Genomic DNA, 19,819 nt, shown 5'->3' on the forward strand with positions numbered 1-19,819 from the left:
CATGACTGAGCCGATGAACAACGAGCTGCCCAAGCCGATCGACCTGGACGCGCGCCGCGCTCGCCGCGATGACACGCAGGCTCCGGACGAGTTGGCCGGCGCGATGGTGCCACTGTCGCCGTCCGAGGTGGAGCGGATGGACACCGCCTACGAGATCGCCCTGGACGACGCCGACGACGACCCGGCCACCGGGAACGTGCTGGTGCCGGTGGACACGCCGGGACTGGCGCTGCCGGTGCAGGAGGGCGCGCGGATCCCGATCATCCCGGTGCACCTGCGGCCGGGGAACCTGCGCGGCACGATCCGCCGCGCGCTCGCGAGGACCGGGCATGTGGCCGCCTTCCACGCGGTCCGCTCGCCTTGGTACACAGCCAAGTTCGGCTGGTTCGCCGGTCGCGGCCTGGGCCGCCTGGTCGGCAACCAACTGCGGTGGTGGTGGGTGCCGAACTCCTATCTGCTGGAGCAGAAGGCCGCCGACGCGGGCGAGCTGAAGGAGTGGGAGAAGATCCACCGCCAGCTCAAGGCAACCCGGATGTGGCGCGGTGGCGTGCTGGCCGTGCAGAACCTGGGCCTGCTGATCGGTGCGCCGATCCTCTACAGCTCGGCACCTGGTGCTGCCCTGGTCGCCGCTGGCGCACTCGCGACGGCGGGTCTGGCGCACTACGGCCGCCCGGCCGGGCAGACGATCGTGGGCACGGCCGTGGTCGCGCCCCGGTACCGCAAGCTCACCGCAGACATCGTCCTGCGCGCCTACTACGCGGCCGGTCTCGGCAACCCCGACCGCCAAGACCAGCAGGTCACGTTCGGGTCGATCATGTCGCGCGACAGCTCCGACACCGGAACGCAGGTGATCATCGATCTGCCGTGGGGCAAGTCCTGGTCGGACGTGTTGAAGTCGCGGGAGAAGATCGCCTCCGGCCTGGACGTGCACATGCGGCAGGTGTTCCTGACCGAGGACGACTCCTCGTCTCGCCGGCACGTGCTGTTCGTCGCCGACCGCGACCCCCTCGCCATCCCGGCCGGTCGCACGGACATGCTCGACGGTAAGCCGCGTTCGATCTGGGAGCCGATGCGACTCGGCAAGGACGAGCGAGACCGCCTGGTCGAGCTGTCGCTGATGTGGTTCTCGGTCCTGGTCGGCGCGCAGCCGCGCAAGGGCAAGACGTTCACCGCGCGCCTGGTCGCGCTGCACGCCGCGCTGGACCCGTGGGTGAAGCTGATCGTTGTCGACGGCAAGAAGTCGCCGGACTGGCTCGGGTTCCGCAAGGTCGCGCACCGGATGGTGTTCGGCGAGCTGCCGAACCCGCTGGACGACGACCCGATCGGGCACCTGCTGGCCGTCCTGGACGAGGTGCTCGACCACATCGACAAGGTCAACGCCAAGCTCACGTCGCTGCCGGTGGATGAGTGCCCGGACGGCAAGCTCACGCCGCAGCTGGCCCGTGACCGGCGCTATCCGGAGCTGCGGGTGATGGTGTTGGTGATGGAGGAGTTTCAGGTGTACTTCGAGACCGCGAGCCAGGAGGTGAACAAGCAGGTCGCGGACAAGCTGTCCAAGATCCTGGCGATCGGCCCGAGTGCTGGCGTGATCTTGGTGTCCAGCTCGCAGAAGCCGTCCGGTGTCGGCGCGGGTGACGTGCAGCGGCTGTTCAACCGGTTCCGCGACAACCACACCATCCGGTTCGCGCTCAAGTGCGGCAACCGGGACGTGTCGATGGCCGTGCTCGGTGGCGACGCCTACGCCGAAGGCTACGACGCGTCCTCGCTGCCGGTCGGGGACAAGTTCCGGGGCGTCGGCTACCTGTACGGCGCGAGCGACCACACGCCGACCGTGCGCGGGTTCCTTGCCGACGGCAAGGACGCGGACAAGATCCTCGACGCCGCCCGCAAGCACCGCGAACGACTCGGCACCCTGTCCGGCGCGGCCGTGGGCGAGGAGCTGGAGCGCGCCAGCCGCGACGTGCTGGCCGACGTCCTGACCGTGCTCGGTGCCGACACCGCCGCGCACTGGGAGGCGATCGCCGGACGGCTGGCCGAGCAGATGCCCGAGCAGTACGACGGCACCACCCCGGACGCGGTCAGCGCGCAGGCCCGCGCGCTGCACGTGCCGAGCCGCGACGTGAAGCGCGACGGCGTGAACCGTAAGGGCTGCCGCGCAGACGACATCCGCGCCGCGATCGACCGGAGAGAGACCGCCGGCCACTGAGCCGCGTGGCAACAGAGAGTAACCAATCTGGCTAGGGGTGCGGGACGGTCGAAGTAGCGGCCGGACCGCTACCGGTAGCGCCGTCGCTACCCGTCCCGCTACCCCGCGACCTCACCCTGACCAGGCCGTATCTCCGCAGGTAGCGAGTAGCGGCCACGGTCCCTCACGCCCAAAAAAAGCCCCTCTGGAGGCTTCCAGTGCTGAACACCGCCGCTACCTCTACCCTCACCGCCGCTACCCACGGTAGCGACCTTGCCGCCACCGCGCACACGGCCGGACAGGTCGCCACGGTGGCACTCATCGTGACCGTCGCCCTCGGTCTCTACCTGCTCGGCTGCCTTTTCTGGCCGTTCGGCAAGTGCCGCCGCTGCAAGGGCGCGGGCAAGTTCAAGTCCCCGCTCGGCCGTGCGTATCGCTACTGCGGACGCTGCCAGGGCTCCGGGCTGCGGGTCCGGCTCGGACGCCACGTCATCAACCACATCCGCGCCGTCCACGGCGCCGGGGACAACTCGACCAGCAAGGGCAAGCGCTGATGGCCGCCCCGATCGACCGCGCCACGTTGCACCCGGCTGCGTCGCGCTGGATCGAGCTATGGAACGGCCAACAGGCTCTCGGCTGGAACCTGCACGGCACGCCGGTCTTCCGATTCCGGTGGGCGCCCGCAGGGCTCGCTACCCGCCGCCAGCTCCGGGCGATGCGGATGTGTCCGGGCGGGCAGGAGCCGTACGCGCTGCTGGTCTGGCGAGGCGGGAAACGCTGGGCCTGGCTGTACCGGCTCGACCTCGCCCGCCCGTCCCGCGTGGCGTCACCCGCGCAGCTCAACGCCCTGGACAAGGCCATGCAGGCACGCCGCACCTGCCAGCTCTGCGGGGACGTCACCGACTACTGCATCCCGACCTCAGACGGCCGCTGCAACGACTGCATGACGAGCCATGCGGCGGCCTGACGAGACAGCTCCGGCGCTGTGTGCTTCAACGCCGGAACCTGGCGAGTCGTGGGTACGGCCGCACCCGCGTTCGCGTACCGCACAGGTACCCGACGCAGACCCCACCAACCAGCCCCGATCGCCCTCGAGGAGGACAACCCGATGAATGACCTGCTGACCGCCGCCCTGGACGCTGCCGAACGTGGCTGGCCGGTGTTCATGCTCGGTCGCTCCAAGCGCCCAGTTGCCAACTGCCAGCTCTGCCGCGACGAGCCGCACGACCCAGAGAGCTGCTGGCACCTGACCTGCCACGGCTTCTACGCCGCCAGCACTGACCCGGCCCGCGTCGCCGCGATCGTCGCGGCTGTACCGGCCGGACAGCTCGCCGTCCGTACCGGTGCCGTCTCCGGGCTGCTGGTGGTCGACATAGATCCCGATCACGGAGGCAACGGCAGCTTCGCGACCCTGATCGCCCGCCGATGGGTGCCGCGCACCCTGAACGTTCGGACCGGTTCATGGGGAACGCACCTGTACTACCGCCACCCCGGCCAGCACGTGCCGTCGCGGCCGATGCCGGGATTCAAGGGGATCGACATCAAGGCAGACGGCGGGTACGTCGTCCTCCCGCCGTCGACCCATCACCGCACCGGCCGCCCGTACCGGTGGGACGAGTACGGGCCGACCGAACCGGCTGAGATGCCCCCCGCTCTCGTCACCGCTTGCCTGCCTCCACCGGCCACCCCCGTGCCATGCGCCGGCCAAATCGCCACCGAGCAGGGCGGGGGCATCTCCCACCCTGACCGGCTGCTGAGCGCGCACCTGGACGCTGTCCGGAACGCACCCGAAGGCAAGCGCCGTACGACGCTCTACGGCGCCGCGAGGGGCGTTGCGCGGATGGTCGCGGCCGGTGCGATCAAGCACGCCGACGCGATCGCCGCGTTGACCGACGTAGGGCAGCAAGCCGAGCAGACCACCCGCGACATTCGAGCCGCCATTGCCGGTGGCTTCCGTGACGAAGGGATTGCCGCATGACCACCCCGACCGACACCACGCCCGAGCAGATCGACGGTGCCGAGCTGCTGGACGACGTGGCCGACACCATCGCGCGATACGTCGTCCTGCCGAGCACGTCCGCCGCGATCGCCGTCGTGCTGTGGATCGCCGCCACGCACGCCGTACCGGCTTGGAACTGCGCGCCCCGCTTGGTCATCCGGGCACCCGAACGACGCTGCGGAAAGTCCCGGCTACTCGACATGGTGGAAGGTATGAGCCACCGGCCGTTGATGACTGTCAACGCCAGCCCGTCAGCGGTCTACCGATCCATCGGGGTCGCGCCGAACGATCCGCCGACGCTGCTGATCGATGAAGCCGACACGATCTTTGGCCCGAAGGCGGGGGAGAACGAGGACCTACGCGGCCTGCTCAATGCCGGTCACCAGCGCGGCCGTCCAGCCCTGCGGTACGACGCAGGAAGCCGGTCGGTGGAGAAGATCGCCACGTTCGCTATGGCTGCCCTGGCAGGGATCGGCGCGATGCCGGACACCATCGAGGACCGCGCCGCCGTCATCCGCATGCGCCGTCGCGCACCCGGCGAGAAGGTTGCCCCCTACCGCGTCGGCCGCGATGGTCCCGAGCTGGACGAGCTGCGTCAACGACTCAACCAGTGGCTCACCTGCCACATCAAGATCCTGCGGGCCGCGACGCCGGACATGCCGCTGGAAGACCGGGCCGCTGACACCTGGGAGCCGATGATCGCCGTTGCCGACCTGGCAGGCGGGCAGTGGCCCCGAGCCGCCAGGAAGGCCGCTGTAGCGCTCACCAGCGACCGTGACGCGGGCGACGAGGGTTCGATCCCGACCCGGCTGCTGGCTGACTGCCGGACCGCGTTCCAGGACGCCGACGCGCTGCCGACACAGATCCTGTTGGACCGGCTCCGCAGCGATGCGGAAGCGCCCTGGGCAACGATGGGCGCGGCCGGACTCACGGCGATGCGGATGGGCAACCTGCTGCGCGAGTTCGAGATCCGCAGCGACACCATCCGGTTCCCGACCGGGCAAGCGAAGGGCTACCACCGCAGCGATTTCGCCGACGCGTGGAACCGCTACTGCCCCGAGCCAAAACCGGCCGGTGGGGAAGCCGTACCAGCCGTACCAGACGTAACACTGCAGGTCAGCCCCGGTACGGCTTCCATCCCTGGTACGGCTCAAGCCGTACCAACCACCCAAGCCTCATCGACCCTGACCAGCGAAAACGAGGCTGGTACGGCTGGTACGCCTTGGCCCCTCCGAGCTGTCAGCGCCGACTCGACCTCTGGAGCCGCATGAAAGGCCAAGCACCCGTGCCGCACCTGATCCCGGTTCCGGACGACGAATCGACGGCGACCGTTCACGACTTCCGCGCCCTGGTCTACACGGTGCCTGAAGTCGCCCGACTGCTGGCCGTCTCGCGCAACACCGCCTACCTCATGGTCCGCACCGGACAGATTCCCGCGCGCCGACTCGGTACCCGCTGGGTCGTACCGCGCCGCGCATTCCACACCTGGCTGGACGCCACCCCGATCCCTGACGACACCGCAACCCTCGCTACCGCGTCGAACTGGAGCTGACACCGAGATGGGCTACGTCCGAAAGACCCCCGCTGGAAGCTGGAAAGCCTGCTGGCGTGATGCGACCGGCCGCCAACCGTCGAAGACCTTCCCGACTCGCCGGGAGGCGTCCGCCTTCCTGGCCACGATCGAATCAACCAAGCACACCGGTACGTACGTCGATCCGCACGCTGCACGACGCATCAAGTTCAGCACCTACGCCGCGCAGTGGATTGAGTCGCACAACGTCGAGCTGACGACGCGGGCACGTGATCTGTCCTTGCTCAAGAACCACGTGGTCGCGCACTGGGCTAACGCTCCGCTATCTGCGATCGACCATTCGTCGGCACAGAAGTGGATCACCAGCCTTTCCCGTCAGCTATCGCCGTCAACCGTTGGTGAGTGCAACCGTCTGTTCAGTGCTGTCCTGAAGACTGCTGTCCGCGATCGGCTGATCGCAGTGAACCCCGCCAAGGACGTACGACTACCGAAGAAGCGGCAGCAGGCGGGGGACAGGCAGACGATCAGTCGGGAGGAGTTCACCACCCAACTCCTCCCGGCCGTGCCCGAGCGGCACCGTGCGATCGTTGCCCTTGCTGGCGGAACTGGTCTGCGGTGGGGCGAGTGCGTCGGACTCCGGTGGGAGTCGGTCGACCTAATGGCCGGCACTCTGCGAGTCGAGCGCGTGGCGGTTGAGGTCAACGGTCACGTGACCCCGAAGCCCTACCCAAAGTCGCGAGCCGGGAGGCGCGTCGTACCGGTCCCGCCGATGGTGGGTCGACTCCTGGAGGAGTACCGCGAGCTGTACGGAACCGGTCAGGCGGGGGAGGTGTTCATCAACGAGGCGGGCACCCCATTGCGTCGGACACTCTTCCGGTCGCGGATCTGGCGGCCGTCGCTCGTGCGGGCCGGACTGCTGGGCTGGGTCGTGCAGGAGGGTGAGAAGTTCCGGGGCACCTGGCCGACACCGGCTGGGGATGAGACCGAGCTGTTCAAGACGAAGGCACAGGCTGTGAAGGCGGTCTCGCGCCACGCGGAAGGTGGACTGCGGTTCCACGACCTCCGGCACTCGTACGCGTCATGGCTGATCACCTCGGGCGTGCCGGTTCCCGACGTACAGCGGGTCATGGGGCACGAGCGGCCGACGACGACGCTGGCCATCTACACACACGTCCAGGGAGGCTCCCAAGAGCGGGTCCTAGGGGCTCTTGCTGCCTTTTCGCTGCCTGACGAGGGCTGAAACGACGAGAGCGGGGACTCGGCTGGTGCCGGGTTCCCGCTCTGACCTGCGTGTTCTTCGGGTGGGCGATACTGGGTTCGAACCAGTGACCTCTTCGGTGTGAACGAAGCGCGCTACCACTGCGCCAATCGCCCGGATGGTGGTGCTGGTGTTTCTTGTGGGGTGGTGCGGGTGAAACCTTAGCGCATCAATGCAGCGACGATCTAATCGGGCCGGGCTACTCTTGCTGCAGGACGGAGATCCCGTCGCGTTGGAGACGTGATTGTGACTTTCTCGCACGACACCGAGCAGGCGCTCGGGACGCTGGTCCGGCTCGTCAACACCATGCCCGGACCGAACAGCCAGGTCGACTCGCTGGAGACCCTCGAGGAACTGGAGAAGTTCGTCCAGGAGCGGGAGTTCAGCGCGGTCGACACGTTGACGGAGACGGACCTGGCCGAGGTCCGCGATCTGCGGCCGCTGTTCGCGCCGGTCTTCACCACGGATTCCGACGCGTCGGCGGCGACGATGATCAACGCGATCATCGCGCGCGGTACGTCGACTCCGCGGCTGACCAACCACGACGGGCATCCGTGGCACATCCACTATTCCCGCGCGGGCGCGTCGCTGGCCTGCCGGATCACGGTGGAGTGCGGGATCGCGCTTGCCCAGGTGATCTCCGCCGGCGAACGCGAACGCCTCCGCCGCTGCGAGGCGCCGGATTGCGACGACGCCCTCATCGACCTGTCACGGAACCGCTCTAAGCGGTACTGCGACGCCCGCACCTGCGGCAACCGTTTGCACGTAGCCGCCTACCGCGAACGCCGCAAAGCCTCCGGCGAGTAGCCGCTGGCCAACGCACATCCGGAGACCTCCGCCCGACTCCAGTGCGGGCGGGGATCCGGCGCGGATCCCCAGGCCATCACAACTGTGGCGCCGGCGCGCCCGCACACCTGGCGGTGACCCAATTCGCGGATTGTGATGGCGTGGAGATCCACGCCATCACAGCGGGGCCTGACTTACGGGTTGGGTTCGGCGGCGGAACGTTCGGCGAAGATCTTCGCGACCTGGGCCGTGATCGTGCCCGGGGCGGGGAGTTCTCGGTCGTCGACTCGATGGATCCCTTGTACGTCGCGTGTCGTGGATGTGAGGAAGATCTCCTCGGCCTGGAACAGCTGCTCCAGCGGTACGTCGCGTTCGACGCCGCCGAACCATTCGAGGATCAGGCCGCGCGTCACACCCGCGAGCGCGCCGGAGTCGAGCGTCGGCGTGACCAGCTCACCGTCGTACACGCAGAAGATGTTCGCGCCGGTGCCCTCGGCAAGGTTGCCGATCGTGTTGGCGAAGATCGCCTCGCTGCCGCCACGCTCCTTCGCGTAGGCGAGCGCGCGCACGTTCTCGGCGTACGACGTGGTCTTCAGGCCGGCGACAGCGCTGCGTTCGTTGCGGACCCACGGGACCGTGACGATCGCGGAGGTCGCGGACGGCCGCTCGATCTCCTGGGTCGCGATGAGGATCGTCGGGCCGGACGTACCGCGATCGGACGACAGCGGTGAGACACCACCCGTATAGGTGATCCGCAACCGCGCGAACTGCATCCCCGGCTCGACCACGGCCTCGATGCCGGACTCGATCGCCGCGACGTCGGGGGCCGGCAGGCCGAGTCCGACCGCGGAGCGGACGAGCCGCTCGAGATGCCGCCGTACTGCGAACGGGCGGCCGTTCTCGACCTTGATCGTCTCGAAGACGCCGTCGCCGGTGGTCAGCCCGTGGTCGAGCGGCGAGACCGTTGCCTCGTCGTCCAGCAACGCGCCGTTGAGCCAGATACGCATGTGGTGCTCCTTCCGCGCAACACCTTAGTGCGCAGGGGATCCGGTACTGCGAGGTGACCAGCTGATGACGGTACGTCGACCTGCCGGCGGACCCCGATTTTTGAAGTCGGCCCGGGATGGGCTAATGTTCTTTTCGCGCCGGGGGACACTGGAACCCGGTCGCACTGCGGACGTAGCTCAGTTGGTAGAGCGCAACCTTGCCAAGGTTGAGGTCGCCGGTTCGAACCCGGTCGTCCGCTCGGAGAGGGTTCGGCGGGCCTACTTCTCAGTGCCAGCTTTCTCAATGCCAGCTTACTCAGTGGTGGAGTGGCCGAGAGGCGAGGCAACGGCCTGCAAAGCCGTGTACACGGGTTCGAATCCCGTCTCCACCTCGAGAACCTCAGGTCAAACTGAGGGGTTTCTTTGGACGATTGGCGCAGCGGTAGCGCGCTTCCCTGACACGGAAGAGGTCACTGGTTCGATCCCAGTATCGTCCACGAAGGCGATAGGCGACTCGTGTCCGCGGAAAGCGCGGACCGGGTCGCCTTCGTTGTGTTGTGCGGCTGCGCTTCGCTTGCCGCCGGCGGGGGCTCCGCCACCCGCACCCCCTGCGCCTTCGCTTCGCTCGGCGGCTTGGGACGGGTTGGGCGAGCGGCTCACCGGCTTGGGTTGGGTTCGGCGGTCAGTTCACCAGTGTGGGCTGGGTCGAGCCGTTCGCTCGGCGGTTTGGGTTGGGTTGGGCGGGCGGCTCACCGGCTTGGGCTGGGCTCGGCGGTCAGTTCACCAGTGTGGGCCGGGTGGAGCAGTTCGTTCGGCGGTTTGGCTTGGGTTGGGCGGGGCGGCTCAGCGGCTCGGGCTGGGCTCGGCCAGTTCACCAGTTTGGCGTGGGTGTTGACCCAGTCGCGGACGCCTTGGGGTCTCGCTGGCGGTAGTCGTCCATGAAGCGGGCGACGCGCGAGTCGGTCCAGAGGGTGCACAGGGCGGGGTAGTCGGACTGGACCGGCCAACGGAGTGCGAGGCGGTCGGTCAGCACGGCTAGCTCAACTGGCTGTGCGAACGCCACGGATCGTCTATCTCGGCAGCGGCGCTCTCGGCGGCCTGGCTCGGGAGTCGGCGCTGGCAGGGGTATCGCACAACTCCTGGTGCTCGGAGGCTCCCCGGAAGTTACCGGACATTGGCCGGCTTGCATTGGTCAACCAGGTTGTACGACTGGCGTCAAACAGATGTACGATGCCGATCTAACAACTGGGAGGGGTGGTGGGTTGTGCGCGCATTGGAGCAGCCTTCGGCGGGTGGGCCAGGAGACATGCGCCTGGTCGACGTAGAGGTGCCAACAGCTGCGGCGGGAGAAGTGTTGGTGCGGGTGGGGGCTGCGGGGGTGAACTTTGCTGATGTGATGCGGGCGCGGGGGACGTACGACGGTGGGCCGCGGCCGCCGTATCTGGCTGGGTTCGAGGCGGCGGGTGACGTTGTTGCTGTGGGAGATGGCGTCACCGGTGCGAGCGTGGGGGAGCACGTGATCGGGACCGGGTACGGGGCGTTTGCGGAGTACATGGTGATGGCCGAGTTCGTGCCGGTGCCAGCGGGGTGGACGGATGAAGAAGCGCTCGGTCTGGTGTTGAACTGGGCGACGGCGTTGGCTGCGCTCCGCCACTTAGGGCAACTGGCGACCGGCGACACGGTCCTCATCCACGCGGCTGCGGGTGGCGTTGGTCAGGCGGCGGTGCGGATCGCCAAGTATTACGGGGCAACGGTGATCGCGACAGCGTCTGCGTCGAAGCATGACGTCGTACGGCGGCTTGGCGCGGATCGGGTGATCGAGATCGGGCAGCTGAAGGCCGAGGTGAGCGACGGCAGCGTCGACGTCGTTCTCGAATCGGTGGGTGGTGAAACGTTCCGGCGCAGTATCGAGGTTGCGCGGCGGGTGACGGGAAAGGTCATCGTGATCGGTGCTGCCACGGGGGAGTCCTCGATCAGCAACTGGGAGTTGAACTTCAAGCATCCGGTGCAGGTGATCGGGCATCACCTCACCACGTTCATCCAGCAAGCGCCGGAGTTGTTCGCCGACGTGATGGCCGAGCTGGGCCGGCTCATCGACGCCGGTGTGTACCCGCCCGGCAAGCCGACTGTCTACGACCTGGCGGACGGCCCGAAGGTACTCGCGGAGCTCGAGGCGGGCGTCACGGTTGGCAAACTCGCCCTCAAGCCGTGACAACGGACTGCGCGACCCGAAACCCGAGATCCTCGATCGCGAAGGTCGGGTGGGAGCGGCGGCGGACTGTTGAGCCGACGGAGCGTTCCGGGTCGGCGAAGCCGGCGCCGCGGAAGATTCGGTAGGAGCCGTAGGTGTCGGGGTCGTACAGATCCCAGCACCACTCCCACACGTTGCCGAGTATGTCGTGCAGACCCCAGGCGTTCGCGGCCTTTCCGCCGACGGCATGGGCCCGCCCGTCGGAGTTCTCGGAGTACCACGCGATCTCGTCAAGCTCCCCATAGCGGTACGCCGGTACGCCCGCCGTGCAGGCCCATTGCCATTCCGCCTCGGTCGGCAACCGATAGCCCGCGGAAGTCCAATCACAGTTCACCTCCGAGCCAGAGATCTCGTAGGCGACCGGCAGCCCCGCGTCCACAGACATTTGGTTGCACAGGGCAACTGCGTCGTACCAGCTGACGCCTGTGAGCGGTACGTCGGCTGCCGTCACGGGACAACGCCCCAGCCGGAACGCGGGCAGGTCGACGTGCCAGCGCCGGCCGACGCGATCGTCGCGGAGGAAGATCAGGCCGGCAGGAATGTCCACCAGATCCATCAGTAGAACTGCCGGAGCTTCGGCCACAGCACCGACCACGGCTCCGCCGGCGCATCGCACAGGACCAGCGCGGTCCCGTCCTCGTCGTTGGAGACGATCGCGTCCACAGTGCCGACCTGCTTGCAGTCCCGGAAATTCGCCTCGAAGACCGGCGTCCGCTGGATCTCTACGAGCAGGACCGGCCCGGTGTTCGTGTCCGGCGGCCGTTCCCAGTCGGCGAAGCTCATGTGCCCGGAGTACGCCGTGGGCAGGCCGTGCGACGGTCCGTAGCGTCGCAGGGCGCCGGCTTCGCCGTAGTTGCCGGTGAAGATGGTTGCCGTCGACCGCTCCGCCGGCGGGATCTGCCCCCACGCAATCGCGACCGACTCGGTGAAGGCCGGCCAGCCGATCTGCTCGCCTTGCTCCTTGTTCACCGGGATGACGAGGTCGGCGGCTGATGCGGGCAGCACCGGCAACGTGAAGACGGCCGAGGTCAGTGCCGTGAGCGCCACAGCGATGACGGCCTGGATCCGATGCTTATCTACCCATCGCAGAGTCGGCTCGGCTCCGGCTGCGACGAGGACGAGCAGCAGTGGCAGGGCGTAGTACGACTTCCCGCCGGCGAGCAGGACTGCCACGCACAGCACGGGGTAGGCGAGCGCGATGGAGCGCGCCCATTGCAGCTTCCGCCACAGCCGGAGGAACCCTGCCACCCAGATCGGGACCAGGAACGGCGACAGCTGCAGGATCTGCAGCGGGATGAACATGATGCGGTTCTCGGTGCCGTCGTCCTCACTGATCCCGCCGGCGACCGTGAGCTGCGGCCAGCCGTGCTGGAACTGCCACACTACGTTGGGCAGTGCGACCAGCCCGGCCACGGCGACGCCCGCGAGCAGCCACCACGAGCGCAGCACGCTGCGGGGTCCGACGATGAGCAGCGCCACGAGCAGCGCGGCGACCGGTAGCACCACGAGGTACTTGTTCTCCAAGGCGATCCCAGCCGTCAGCCCGAGCGCGAGCCACCAGCGGCCGTCGCGCGTGCGCAGCAGCTTCACCGCGAACAGGGCGATCAGCATCCAGGCGAGCAGGTCGTACGTCGCTGTGGACACCATGTGGCCGACGCCGAGCACGAATCCGGACACGGCGGCACAGATCGCGGCGAGCACCTGGCCGCGCCGAGCACTGCCGAACTCGCGGGCGAGCAGCGCGACCACGATGATCGTCGCGACGCAACTCAGCGTCGACAGCACCCGCAGACCCATCACGGTGTCGCCGAAGATCGTGGTCGAGATGCGGGCGATCAGCGGGGTCAGCGGCGGCTGGTCGATGTACCCCCAGCTGAGGTGCTGGCCCGCGACCATGAAGTAGAGCTCGTCGCGGTGGTAGCCGTAGCGCCCGGACAGCGCGGTCAGTACGACACCGACGAGCACCGCGACGGCCACCACGGGCCGCACGGCAAACGGATGCACCCGCTGACGGGTTGTGGCGTCCGGTGTCTGAGTCGCGGTGGCCGGAGGGCGGTTCATGGGCGCATGTTGTCAGTCGGAGGGGGTCGCCGCTAGTAATTCTGGATCGGCGGCGCGGTTCAGCAAGAGGACGCGGCCGGCAAGGGTCTCGTCCTCGACGAAGCGGACCACTCCGTCGGTCACTGCCTCGAGCGGAACCAAGGCCGGTCCGCGCTCCGATGCGGGGAGCGCCTCGCGCTCGCGCACGCCGCGTTCGGTCGCCACCCAGTCCGGCACGACGCAGTTGACCCGCACTCCGTCGAGCGGCGCCAGTGTCGCCGTCAGCCGGATCAGAGCCGCCTTGGCCGCGCTGTACTCCGGTGACACGTGCGGCCCGAATCCCAACCCAGCAGTCGATCCGACGTTCACCACCGCGCCGCCACCGGCCGCCCGCATCCCTGGTAGGGCCAGCTGAGTCGTCAGCATCGGCGCCCTGAGATTCACCAGCAGCGAATCGGTCCACCGCTCGACCGACACCTCCGGGAAGCACGGTCTGAGCACAGCGCCACCGCCGGCGTTGTTGACCAGGATCTGCGGTTGGCATGCCATCAGCTCGCCGACCGCGTCGTCGTCCCGCATGTCCACCTGCACGAATCGCGCGGACGGTCCGATCAGCTCTGCCGTCCGCTCGCCGCCAGAAGCGTCGATGTCAGCGACCACCACCGACGCGCCCGCCGCGGCGAGGCGTCGAGCGATCGCGCGGCCGATGCCGACCGCGGCTCCGGTAACTATTGCGACCTTTCCGGTGATGTCCATGCCCGAAGACTGCCACCGGCCACCGACAGTCCGGGATGATTGGATATGTCAACCAGACAACGGGCGAGGGGACACGCAGGTGGCACTGCTGTACGAGCGGATCTGCGCTCACGTCCTGGAGCAACTCCGGCGCGGCGCCCTCCGGCCGGGGGACCGGGTGCCGTCGGAGATGGAGCTGGCGGCCCAGTTCGGGGTCAGCCGGATCACCTCCAAGCGCGCCCTTGAGGTACTGCGTGAGGCCGGTCTGGTGGAGCGCATCCGCGGCAAGGGCACCTTCGTCGTACGCCGGCTGCCGGACCTCACCGACCTGACCATCCCGCTCCGTCCGACGCCACGGCGGGAGGCCCGCTCGATCGCGCTCATCGTCCCGGACATGTCCGAGGCGTACGGGCTGGACCTGCTCAACGCGATCGAGGAGCGCTGTGCGGAGTACAACGCCCACCTGGTCGTACGGCGAACCCACGGGCGCCAGTCCGACGAGGAGAAGGCGGTCGACTCGCTCGTAGCCACTGTGGACGGCCTGATCGTGTTCCCGGTGCACGGCGACTTCTACAACGCCAGTCTGCTCCGGCAGGTCCTGGACGGGTTCCCAGTGGTCCTTGTCGACCGGCACCTGGCCGGAATCCCGGTAGCCGCCGTACACACGGACAATGTGGCGGCTGCCCGCGCACTAACCACCCGCCTGCTGGACCAGGGCCATGAACACATCGCCTTCGTCTCGCCACCGCCGGTGAACACATCCTCCATTGAGGACCGTCTGGAAGGCTTTCGCGCAGCCTTTACAGGTCGCGGCCACGCGTACGAGCTGACCGACCTCCGCAGCACCTTGCCGGGCTCGACGACCACCGAAAGCGTGCGGGCGGACCTGGACGTCATCCGTGCGTTCCGCGACCGCATGCCCCAGGTGACGGCGTACTTCGCGTGTGAGTACAACCTGGCCCGCATGGTCGACCGGGTCCTCGGCGACCGGGTCGTCGCGTGTTTCGACTCGCCCGGCGACTCCATCGGCGGACCGCCGTACCTGCACATCCGGCAGAACCAGACCGAGATGGGGCGTCGTGCCGTCGACCTCCTGCTCGCCCAGCTCCGCGGGGAGGCGGTGCCGAACCTCTCGCTGGTCCCGTTCGAGATTGTCGAGGCAGCACCTGACTTTCGGCAGTAGGGCGACCTTCTCGCGACTGTGTAGCGTCTACCGCATGAAGTGGCGGCGCCTGGGGGACGTGGGTCTGTGGGCCGCGTTCAGCTTCCTCGTGCTCGCCGAAAGCGGCGCACGCCACGATCCGTACTGGTTCCGAGCAGCGTGCATCGCAGTACTGGCGTTTGCTATCCACGGCCGGCGCAGATGGCCGCTGGCAGCCCTGGCCGCAGTGGCCTGGGCGGAGATCGTCATCCTGGCCCTCGCCCTTGGTACGACGAACGGCGTGCAGATCGCACTGGTACCGGCGATCAGCCTGCTGAGCTACCTGGCCGGTCGGCGCGAGACGCAGCTCAAGCACTTCGTCTTGCTGTGCAGCTGGTCGCTGCTGGGCATGCTGATTCTCGCTCTGACCGTACGCCGGGGTGCGCAGGCGACCGAAGCCGTTCTGACGTGGCTGTTGATGCTCCTGCTCGCTCTGCTGCTCGTCGTACTGCCCTGGCTGATCGGGCGGTACCGCGCTCAGCAAGCGCTGCTGGCCACGGCTGGCTGGGAGCGGGCCGAGCGGATCGAGCGCGAACAGCAGATGGAGATCGACCAGGAGCGGCTGCGTGAGCGGTCGCGGATCGCCGAGGACATGCACGATTCGGTCGGCCACGAGCTCAGCCTGATCGCACTGCGCGCTGCAGCGCTCGAGCTCGACCCGTCGCTGCCCGACGCACACCGGCGGGCGGCGGGGGAGTTGCGGGAGTCGGCAGCCACCGCGACCGAACGGCTCGGCGAGATCGTCGGCGTACTGCGTGATCAGGACGCACCGACGATGCCGCACGACGAAACCGTGCGGGCGATGGTAGAGCGTGCCGCAGCCTCCGGACTGTCAGTCCGGCTGACCGGGGACCTCGACGGTGAGCTGTCGCCGATGGTGGACCGTGCAGTGCACCGCGTGGTCCAGGAGTCGCTGACGAACGCGAGCAAACACGCACCCGGCGCATCCGTGACAGTCAACGTGTCCACCGAAGACGACGACGTACGCGTGGAGGTCGTCGACACCGGAGCTGCCAGGCCGGTGGCTGCGCCATCGGGCGGACGAGGACTGGACGGCCTGCGAGAGCGGGTCCGCCTCGCTGGCGGCTCACTGGCAGCTGGTCCGCGACCAGCTGGCGGCTTCGCAGTCAGAGCGACAATGCCTCGAGCCGGCGGTCGTCCTGAACCCCCGACAGCCGCAGTAGAGCGAGCCACGGTACGACGGAGTGCACAGCGCGGGCTGATCACTGCCATCGCCGCACCGCTGCTGCTCGGTGCAGTAGTAGGTGCGGTGGCCCTTGGCTACTACCTCGTCGCGGGCTACAGCGCGATCCTGCGACCCGCGCAGTACGACCAACTCAGCGTCGGGCAGTCCGAGGCAGACGTAGCGAAGGTGCTGCCACGGATGCAGATGATCGATGCGCCGTCGGAGGGATACAGCCCACCGGCCGGCTGGAGCTGCCGGTACTACCGTCCGGCCGCCCCCTTCTCCAGCAACTACGTGTACCGCCTCTGCTTCGCCGACGGCGCACTGGTCGCCAAAGCGGTCGTGGCGAGCGGATCCGTCGCACCAACTCCGGAGGGGAACGGATGATCAGGGTGATGCTCGCCGACGACGAGGCCATGGTGCGGGCCGGAGTCCGAGCGATTCTCGGCACCGACGACGAGATCGAAGTAGTTGCCGAGGCAGCCGATGGTGTCGAGGCCGTCGAAGCGGTACGCCGGCATCGGCCGGACGTCGCCGTACTGGACATCCGGATGCCGCGGATGGACGGCCTCGCTGCGGGCGCCGAGATCCGGAAGGCTGTGCCGGAGACCGCGGTCGTCATCCTCACCACGTTCTCGGAGGACGCGTACATCGCCCGTGCGCTGGGTGACGGCGCGAGCGGCTTCCTGCTCAAGTCAGGAGACCCCCGCGAGCTCATCGCCGGACTGAAGGCGGTGGCCGACGGCGCCGCCTACCTGTCGCCCAAGGTGGCGCAGCGGGTAATCGCCGAGCTGAGCGCCGGATCGGGAGGCGGCGCGATGGCGCGGGCGGCTGCCGCGAAGGAGCAGGTCGCCGTACTGAGCCCGCGAGAGCTGGACGTGCTCGGACTGGTCGGTGCGGGGCTCTCGAACGCCGAGATCGCGGCCCGCCTTTACCTGGTCGAGGGGACCGTGAAGGCCTACGTCAGCGCCGTACTGGTGCGGCTCGGCGTGAAGAACCGGGTCCAGGCCGCGATCGTCGCCCACGAGGCCGGACTGGTCACCTCCTGACCTCTTCGCGTCAGGCCGATGCATGCCCCTCGCCACTCGGGATACTGGTCACGGAACGCTCCGGGTGGTGACGTGGTGAGGACACCCGGTCATGGGATAGTGGTGCCTCCCGGAGCCCTCACCCTCCGGACAACCCAGCAAGCCCTCCAGGGGCCACCCGCCCCCTTCACAGAATCGGGGATCCAGGTCGTGACCGACTCGCACAACTCCGGACAGCACAAGGACCGGGAAGCGGCGGCGGCCGAGGTCCGGAGAATGTGGCAGCCGACCCCCTCCTGGACCCAGCCGGACCCTAACGACACCGAGCCGGCCGAGGAGAAGGACGAGCAGCAGCCCGCTCTGTCCAAGGAGTTCCCAGCCGACTCCTGGTCGACGCCGGCCGCCGGCCAGCCGGTCGACCAGCCCGCGCCGTGGACCCAGCCGCAGGCCACCCCGCCGGCGCCGTCCTGGACCCAGCCGGTGGCCGAGTCCGCCGCAGCGTCGTGGACGCAGCCGGAGGACTTCGACGAGGAGCCGGTCGAGCCGCAGCCGGCCGACGCGTCCGAGTCGGCAGCTGAGCACCCGGACCAGACTCCGGCGGCCCCGAACAGCCCGGTCTTCGGCGGTTCCTCGTTCCACGGCTCGGGTAGCGGACTCGGCCCGGAGCAGGGCCCCGTCGGCCAGCCCCAGCCCGGCCAGCCCGGCCAGCCCCAGGCGGGTCAGCCCGGTCAACCCGGCCAGGGCGGACCGCAGCGTGGTCAGGGCGGTCAGCCGCTGTCCCCGGCGGCGCAGCACTTCTTCCCGCAGGGCATCCCCGGCCAGCAGCCCCAGCCGCAGAACCTCTCCTTCCGCACCGACGACCTGATCCAGGCTCTGCCGTTGCCGCGGGAGGCTCCGGCCGAGCGTGGTGTCCGCAGCATGCTGAAGCTTCGTCCGGGCAGCGCCGAGCGGTCCGAGCGGATCGCGCGGGCGACCGCTGCGACAGCTTTCCGGCGTCCGGTGACGATCGTTGTGGCCAACCCGAAGGGCGGCTCCGGCAAGACGCCGACCACACTGCTGCTGTCGGGTGCGCTCGGCCAGGCCCGTGGCGGCGGTGTCGTCGCGTGGGACAACAACGAGCTGCGCGGCAACATGCACCTGCGCACCCACGACACGAACTCCCGGTCCACCGTGACGGACATGCTGCAGGCGATGCCGATGCTGACCCAGCCGGATGCCCGGCTCGGTGACGTCGCGGCGTACCTGCGGCACCAGGTGTCGGGTCAGTACGACGTGCTGACGTCGGCGACCACGACGTACGCCCAGATCGAGGCGAACGACTTCGATCTGATCCACCGCTTGCTGAGCCGGTTCTACAAGGTGCTCGTGATCGACACCGGGAACAACGAGGGCTCCAGCAACTGGCGTGAGGCGATGAAGGCGGCCGACGCCCTCGTGATCCCGATCAAGTGGAAGAGCCTGTCCTGCGCGGCCGCCGTGCAGATGCTCGAGGAGCTCGACAACCAGGGCCCCGAGGCGCAGCGGCTGATCCGCCGCGCGGTGATCGCGGTGTCGAACGGTCCGGGTGACGTCAACAAGGAGGTCGAGAAGCAGCTCCGGCCGTACTTCGAGTCGCGCGCTGCCGCCGTCGTCGACATCCCGATGGACATGCACATCGCCGCCGAGGGCCCGCTCGACCACTCCGCGCTGCAGCCCGCCACCCGGCGCGCTGCGTTGGAGCTGGCCGCCCGGGTGTCCGAGCAGGTGACGATCGCCCTCAACGCTCCGCGCTGAGCACCGCAAGACTCAACCGGCTGAGGCGGTCCGGATCGCCAACCACGTCGTACGACGTGATCCGGTCCGCCTCGCCGGCAAAGGTGAAGGTGATGGCGAGCAGTAGCTTGCCGTGAGGGGCGAGCACCACGCCGACCTCGCCGTTCACCAGCGCGAGCTCGGCCAGCTGGGAACGTGCGGCCAGCGCCGCCGTGCCTTCCGCGACTGCCCGCGCGCCGCGTAGCTCGGCGGACATGCCGGGAGACAGCACCGTGGCGTCGACCCGCCGGATGACGTCCGGGTCCAGCACCGCCAGGATCGCGTGGAGATCGCCTGCGCGGGCTGCTTCGAGGAACGCGGAGACCACGCGACGCTGCCGGGCCAACTCGGCTGCGGGGACCGACGGCGTGCCCTGGACCTTCTGGCGTGCCCGGCTGGCCAGCTTCTTCGTGGTGACCGGGTTCCGCTCGACGATAGGGGCGATCTGCGCGAACGGTACGGCGAACATGTCGTGCAGCACGAACGCGATCCGCTCGGCCGGCTCGAGCGTGTCCAGTACGACGAGCAGCGCCCGGCTGACCGAGTCCGCGACCAGGGCCTCGTCCTCCGGCGTACGCCGTACCGTCGGCACCTGCTCCAGCTCGTCGGGATCCTCCGGCGGGGCTTTGCGACCACGCAGCATGTCCAGGCAGATCCGCGTCCCCACCGTGCGGAGCCAGCCGCCCAGATTGTCGATGCCGTCCGTGCGGTCGAGCCGGATCCAGGCCTCCTGCACCGCGTCCTCGGCCTCACTGTGCGAGCCCAGCAGGCGGTACGCGACCGCTTCCAGCTTGCTGCGCTCGGCTTCGAAGGCCTCGGTCAGCTCGTCCACCTGGTCACCT

The 19,819-nt window shown here is 68.7% G+C and carries 18 protein-coding genes and 4 tRNA genes; 16 read left to right on the forward strand and 6 right to left on the reverse strand.

The window, feature by feature from the left end:
- Position 1 precedes the first annotated feature (1 nt).
- The 7 genes from EV653_RS07725 (at position 2) to EV653_RS07755 (ending at position 6,955) form a co-directional block, all read left to right on the forward strand.
- Complete coding sequence (locus EV653_RS07725) at positions 2-2,206, forward strand: cell division protein FtsK (protein WP_134099365.1); 2,205 nt, start codon at positions 2-4, stop codon at positions 2,204-2,206.
- A 290-nt stretch (positions 2,207-2,496) separates the two neighbouring features.
- The gene (locus EV653_RS07730) at positions 2,497-2,739 is read left to right on the forward strand and encodes a hypothetical protein (protein WP_238159618.1); all 243 of its coding nucleotides are present in this window, start codon (positions 2,497-2,499) and stop codon (positions 2,737-2,739) included.
- Positions 2,739-3,152: an RRQRL motif-containing zinc-binding protein gene (locus EV653_RS07735; protein ID WP_238159619.1), complete on the forward strand. Its 414-nt coding sequence runs from the start codon at positions 2,739-2,741 to the stop codon at positions 3,150-3,152. The genes EV653_RS07730 and EV653_RS07735 overlap by 1 nt, the downstream gene beginning before the upstream one ends.
- 141 nt (positions 3,153-3,293) lie before the next feature.
- Positions 3,294-4,163, forward strand: a complete 870-nt coding sequence (locus EV653_RS07740) for a bifunctional DNA primase/polymerase (RefSeq protein ID WP_134099371.1) — start codon at positions 3,294-3,296, stop codon at positions 4,161-4,163.
- Positions 4,160-5,455, forward strand: coding sequence for a DUF3631 domain-containing protein (locus EV653_RS07745; protein WP_134099375.1), 1,296 nt, complete (start codon positions 4,160-4,162; stop codon positions 5,453-5,455). The genes EV653_RS07740 and EV653_RS07745 overlap by 4 nt, the downstream gene beginning before the upstream one ends.
- Positions 5,452-5,736 carry a helix-turn-helix domain-containing protein gene (locus EV653_RS07750; RefSeq protein ID WP_134099378.1) on the forward strand — a complete coding sequence of 95 codons (285 nt, stop codon included), beginning with the start codon at positions 5,452-5,454 and terminating at the stop codon, positions 5,734-5,736. Before EV653_RS07745 ends, EV653_RS07750 begins: the two co-directional genes overlap by 4 nt.
- A gap of 7 nt (positions 5,737-5,743) precedes the next feature.
- The gene (locus EV653_RS07755; protein WP_134099381.1) at positions 5,744-6,955 is read left to right on the forward strand and encodes a tyrosine-type recombinase/integrase; all 1,212 of its coding nucleotides are present in this window, start codon (positions 5,744-5,746) and stop codon (positions 6,953-6,955) included.
- 62 nt (positions 6,956-7,017) lie between these two features.
- Here the strand turns inward: EV653_RS07755 and EV653_RS07760 are convergent.
- Positions 7,018-7,089, reverse strand: a tRNA-Val gene (locus EV653_RS07760).
- Between the two features lie 130 nt (positions 7,090-7,219).
- On the opposite strand from EV653_RS07760, the gene EV653_RS07765 reads away from it, so the two are divergent.
- A complete protein-coding gene (locus tag EV653_RS07765; RefSeq protein WP_134099384.1) occupies positions 7,220-7,780 on the forward strand; it encodes a CGNR zinc finger domain-containing protein in 561 nt (186 codons plus the stop codon).
- A gap of 173 nt (positions 7,781-7,953) precedes the next feature.
- Here EV653_RS07765 and EV653_RS07770 read toward each other — a convergent pair whose 3' ends face one another.
- Complete coding sequence (locus EV653_RS07770) at positions 7,954-8,766, reverse strand: aminotransferase class IV (protein ID WP_134099387.1); 813 nt, start codon at positions 8,764-8,766, stop codon at positions 7,954-7,956.
- A 166-nt stretch (positions 8,767-8,932) separates the two neighbouring features.
- Here EV653_RS07770 and EV653_RS07775 point away from each other — a divergent pair.
- The 4 genes from EV653_RS07775 (at position 8,933) to EV653_RS07790 (ending at position 10,957) form a co-directional block, all read left to right on the forward strand.
- Positions 8,933-9,005: transfer RNA gene (locus EV653_RS07775), tRNA-Gly, on the forward strand.
- Between the two features lie 61 nt (positions 9,006-9,066).
- Positions 9,067-9,137, forward strand: a tRNA-Cys gene (locus EV653_RS07780).
- 33 nt (positions 9,138-9,170) lie between these two features.
- Positions 9,171-9,242 (forward strand) — tRNA-Val (locus EV653_RS07785).
- 809 nt (positions 9,243-10,051) lie between these two features.
- Complete coding sequence (locus EV653_RS07790) at positions 10,052-10,957, forward strand: zinc-binding dehydrogenase (RefSeq protein ID WP_134099390.1); 906 nt, start codon at positions 10,052-10,054, stop codon at positions 10,955-10,957.
- On the opposite strand, the gene EV653_RS07795 is transcribed toward EV653_RS07790, so the two are convergent.
- The 3 genes from EV653_RS07795 to EV653_RS07805 are packed head-to-tail and all read right to left on the reverse strand — an operon-like array spanning position 10,947 to position 13,792.
- On the reverse strand, positions 10,947-11,552 hold the full coding sequence (locus EV653_RS07795) for a formylglycine-generating enzyme family protein (RefSeq protein ID WP_134099393.1): 606 nt from the start codon (positions 11,550-11,552) through the stop codon (positions 10,947-10,949). The two genes, EV653_RS07790 and EV653_RS07795, sit on opposite strands and share 11 nt — an antisense overlap.
- Positions 11,552-13,057: an ArnT family glycosyltransferase gene (locus EV653_RS07800; protein WP_134099397.1), complete on the reverse strand. Its 1,506-nt coding sequence runs from the start codon at positions 13,055-13,057 to the stop codon at positions 11,552-11,554. The genes EV653_RS07795 and EV653_RS07800 overlap by 1 nt, the downstream gene beginning before the upstream one ends.
- Before the next feature lie 12 nt (positions 13,058-13,069).
- Complete coding sequence (locus EV653_RS07805) at positions 13,070-13,792, reverse strand: SDR family NAD(P)-dependent oxidoreductase (RefSeq protein WP_134099400.1); 723 nt, start codon at positions 13,790-13,792, stop codon at positions 13,070-13,072.
- Positions 13,793-13,871: 79 nt separating this feature from the next.
- Between EV653_RS07805 and EV653_RS07810 the strand changes: the two genes are divergently transcribed.
- From EV653_RS07810 to EV653_RS07825, 4 genes are all read left to right on the forward strand, one after another.
- Complete coding sequence (locus EV653_RS07810) at positions 13,872-14,954, forward strand: GntR family transcriptional regulator (protein ID WP_134099403.1); 1,083 nt, start codon at positions 13,872-13,874, stop codon at positions 14,952-14,954.
- A gap of 34 nt (positions 14,955-14,988) precedes the next feature.
- Positions 14,989-16,545 carry a sensor histidine kinase gene (locus tag EV653_RS07815; RefSeq protein ID WP_134099406.1) on the forward strand — a complete coding sequence of 519 codons (1,557 nt, stop codon included), beginning with the start codon at positions 14,989-14,991 and terminating at the stop codon, positions 16,543-16,545.
- Positions 16,542-17,207, forward strand: coding sequence for a response regulator (locus tag EV653_RS07820; protein WP_134099408.1), 666 nt, complete (start codon positions 16,542-16,544; stop codon positions 17,205-17,207). Before EV653_RS07815 ends, EV653_RS07820 begins: the two co-directional genes overlap by 4 nt.
- 189 nt (positions 17,208-17,396) lie before the next feature.
- The gene (locus EV653_RS07825) at positions 17,397-18,959 is read left to right on the forward strand and encodes a MinD/ParA family ATP-binding protein (RefSeq protein WP_134099411.1); all 1,563 of its coding nucleotides are present in this window, start codon (positions 17,397-17,399) and stop codon (positions 18,957-18,959) included.
- Here EV653_RS07825 and EV653_RS07830 read toward each other — a convergent pair.
- Positions 18,943-19,809 carry a sigma-70 family RNA polymerase sigma factor gene (locus tag EV653_RS07830; protein WP_134099414.1) on the reverse strand — a complete coding sequence of 289 codons (867 nt, stop codon included), beginning with the start codon at positions 19,807-19,809 and terminating at the stop codon, positions 18,943-18,945. The genes EV653_RS07825 and EV653_RS07830 overlap by 17 nt on opposite strands.
- Between the last annotated feature and the right edge of the window lie 10 nt (positions 19,810-19,819).

Source organism: Kribbella pratensis, assembly GCF_004365355.1.
Lineage (GTDB): Bacteria > Actinomycetota > Actinomycetes > Propionibacteriales > Kribbellaceae > Kribbella.

Bases quoted from the DNA above. Each gene is read 5' to 3' on its own strand.
- EV653_RS07755 (WP_134099381.1), top strand. From the start codon at position 5,744: ATGGGCTACGTCCGAAAGACCCCCGCTGGAAGCTGGAAAGCCTGCTGG.
- EV653_RS07820 (WP_134099408.1), top strand. From the start codon at position 16,542: ATGATCAGGGTGATGCTCGCCGACGACGAGGCCATGGTGCGGGCCGGA.
- EV653_RS07800 (WP_134099397.1), bottom strand. From the start codon at position 13,057: ATGAACCGCCCTCCGGCCACCGCGACTCAGACACCGGACGCCACAACC.
- EV653_RS07770 (WP_134099387.1), bottom strand. From the start codon at position 8,766: ATGCGTATCTGGCTCAACGGCGCGTTGCTGGACGACGAGGCAACGGTC.
- EV653_RS07750 (WP_134099378.1), top strand. From the start codon at position 5,452: ATGAAAGGCCAAGCACCCGTGCCGCACCTGATCCCGGTTCCGGACGAC.
- EV653_RS07795 (WP_134099393.1), bottom strand. From the start codon at position 11,552: ATGGATCTGGTGGACATTCCTGCCGGCCTGATCTTCCTCCGCGACGAT.
- EV653_RS07815 (WP_134099406.1), top strand. From the start codon at position 14,989: ATGAAGTGGCGGCGCCTGGGGGACGTGGGTCTGTGGGCCGCGTTCAGC.
- EV653_RS07790 (WP_134099390.1), top strand. From the start codon at position 10,052: ATGCGCCTGGTCGACGTAGAGGTGCCAACAGCTGCGGCGGGAGAAGTG.
- EV653_RS07735 (WP_238159619.1), top strand. From the start codon at position 2,739: ATGGCCGCCCCGATCGACCGCGCCACGTTGCACCCGGCTGCGTCGCGC.
- EV653_RS07805 (WP_134099400.1), bottom strand. From the start codon at position 13,792: ATGGACATCACCGGAAAGGTCGCAATAGTTACCGGAGCCGCGGTCGGC.
- EV653_RS07745 (WP_134099375.1), top strand. From the start codon at position 4,160: ATGACCACCCCGACCGACACCACGCCCGAGCAGATCGACGGTGCCGAG.
- EV653_RS07740 (WP_134099371.1), top strand. From the start codon at position 3,294: ATGAATGACCTGCTGACCGCCGCCCTGGACGCTGCCGAACGTGGCTGG.
- EV653_RS07725 (WP_134099365.1), top strand. From the start codon at position 2: ATGACTGAGCCGATGAACAACGAGCTGCCCAAGCCGATCGACCTGGAC.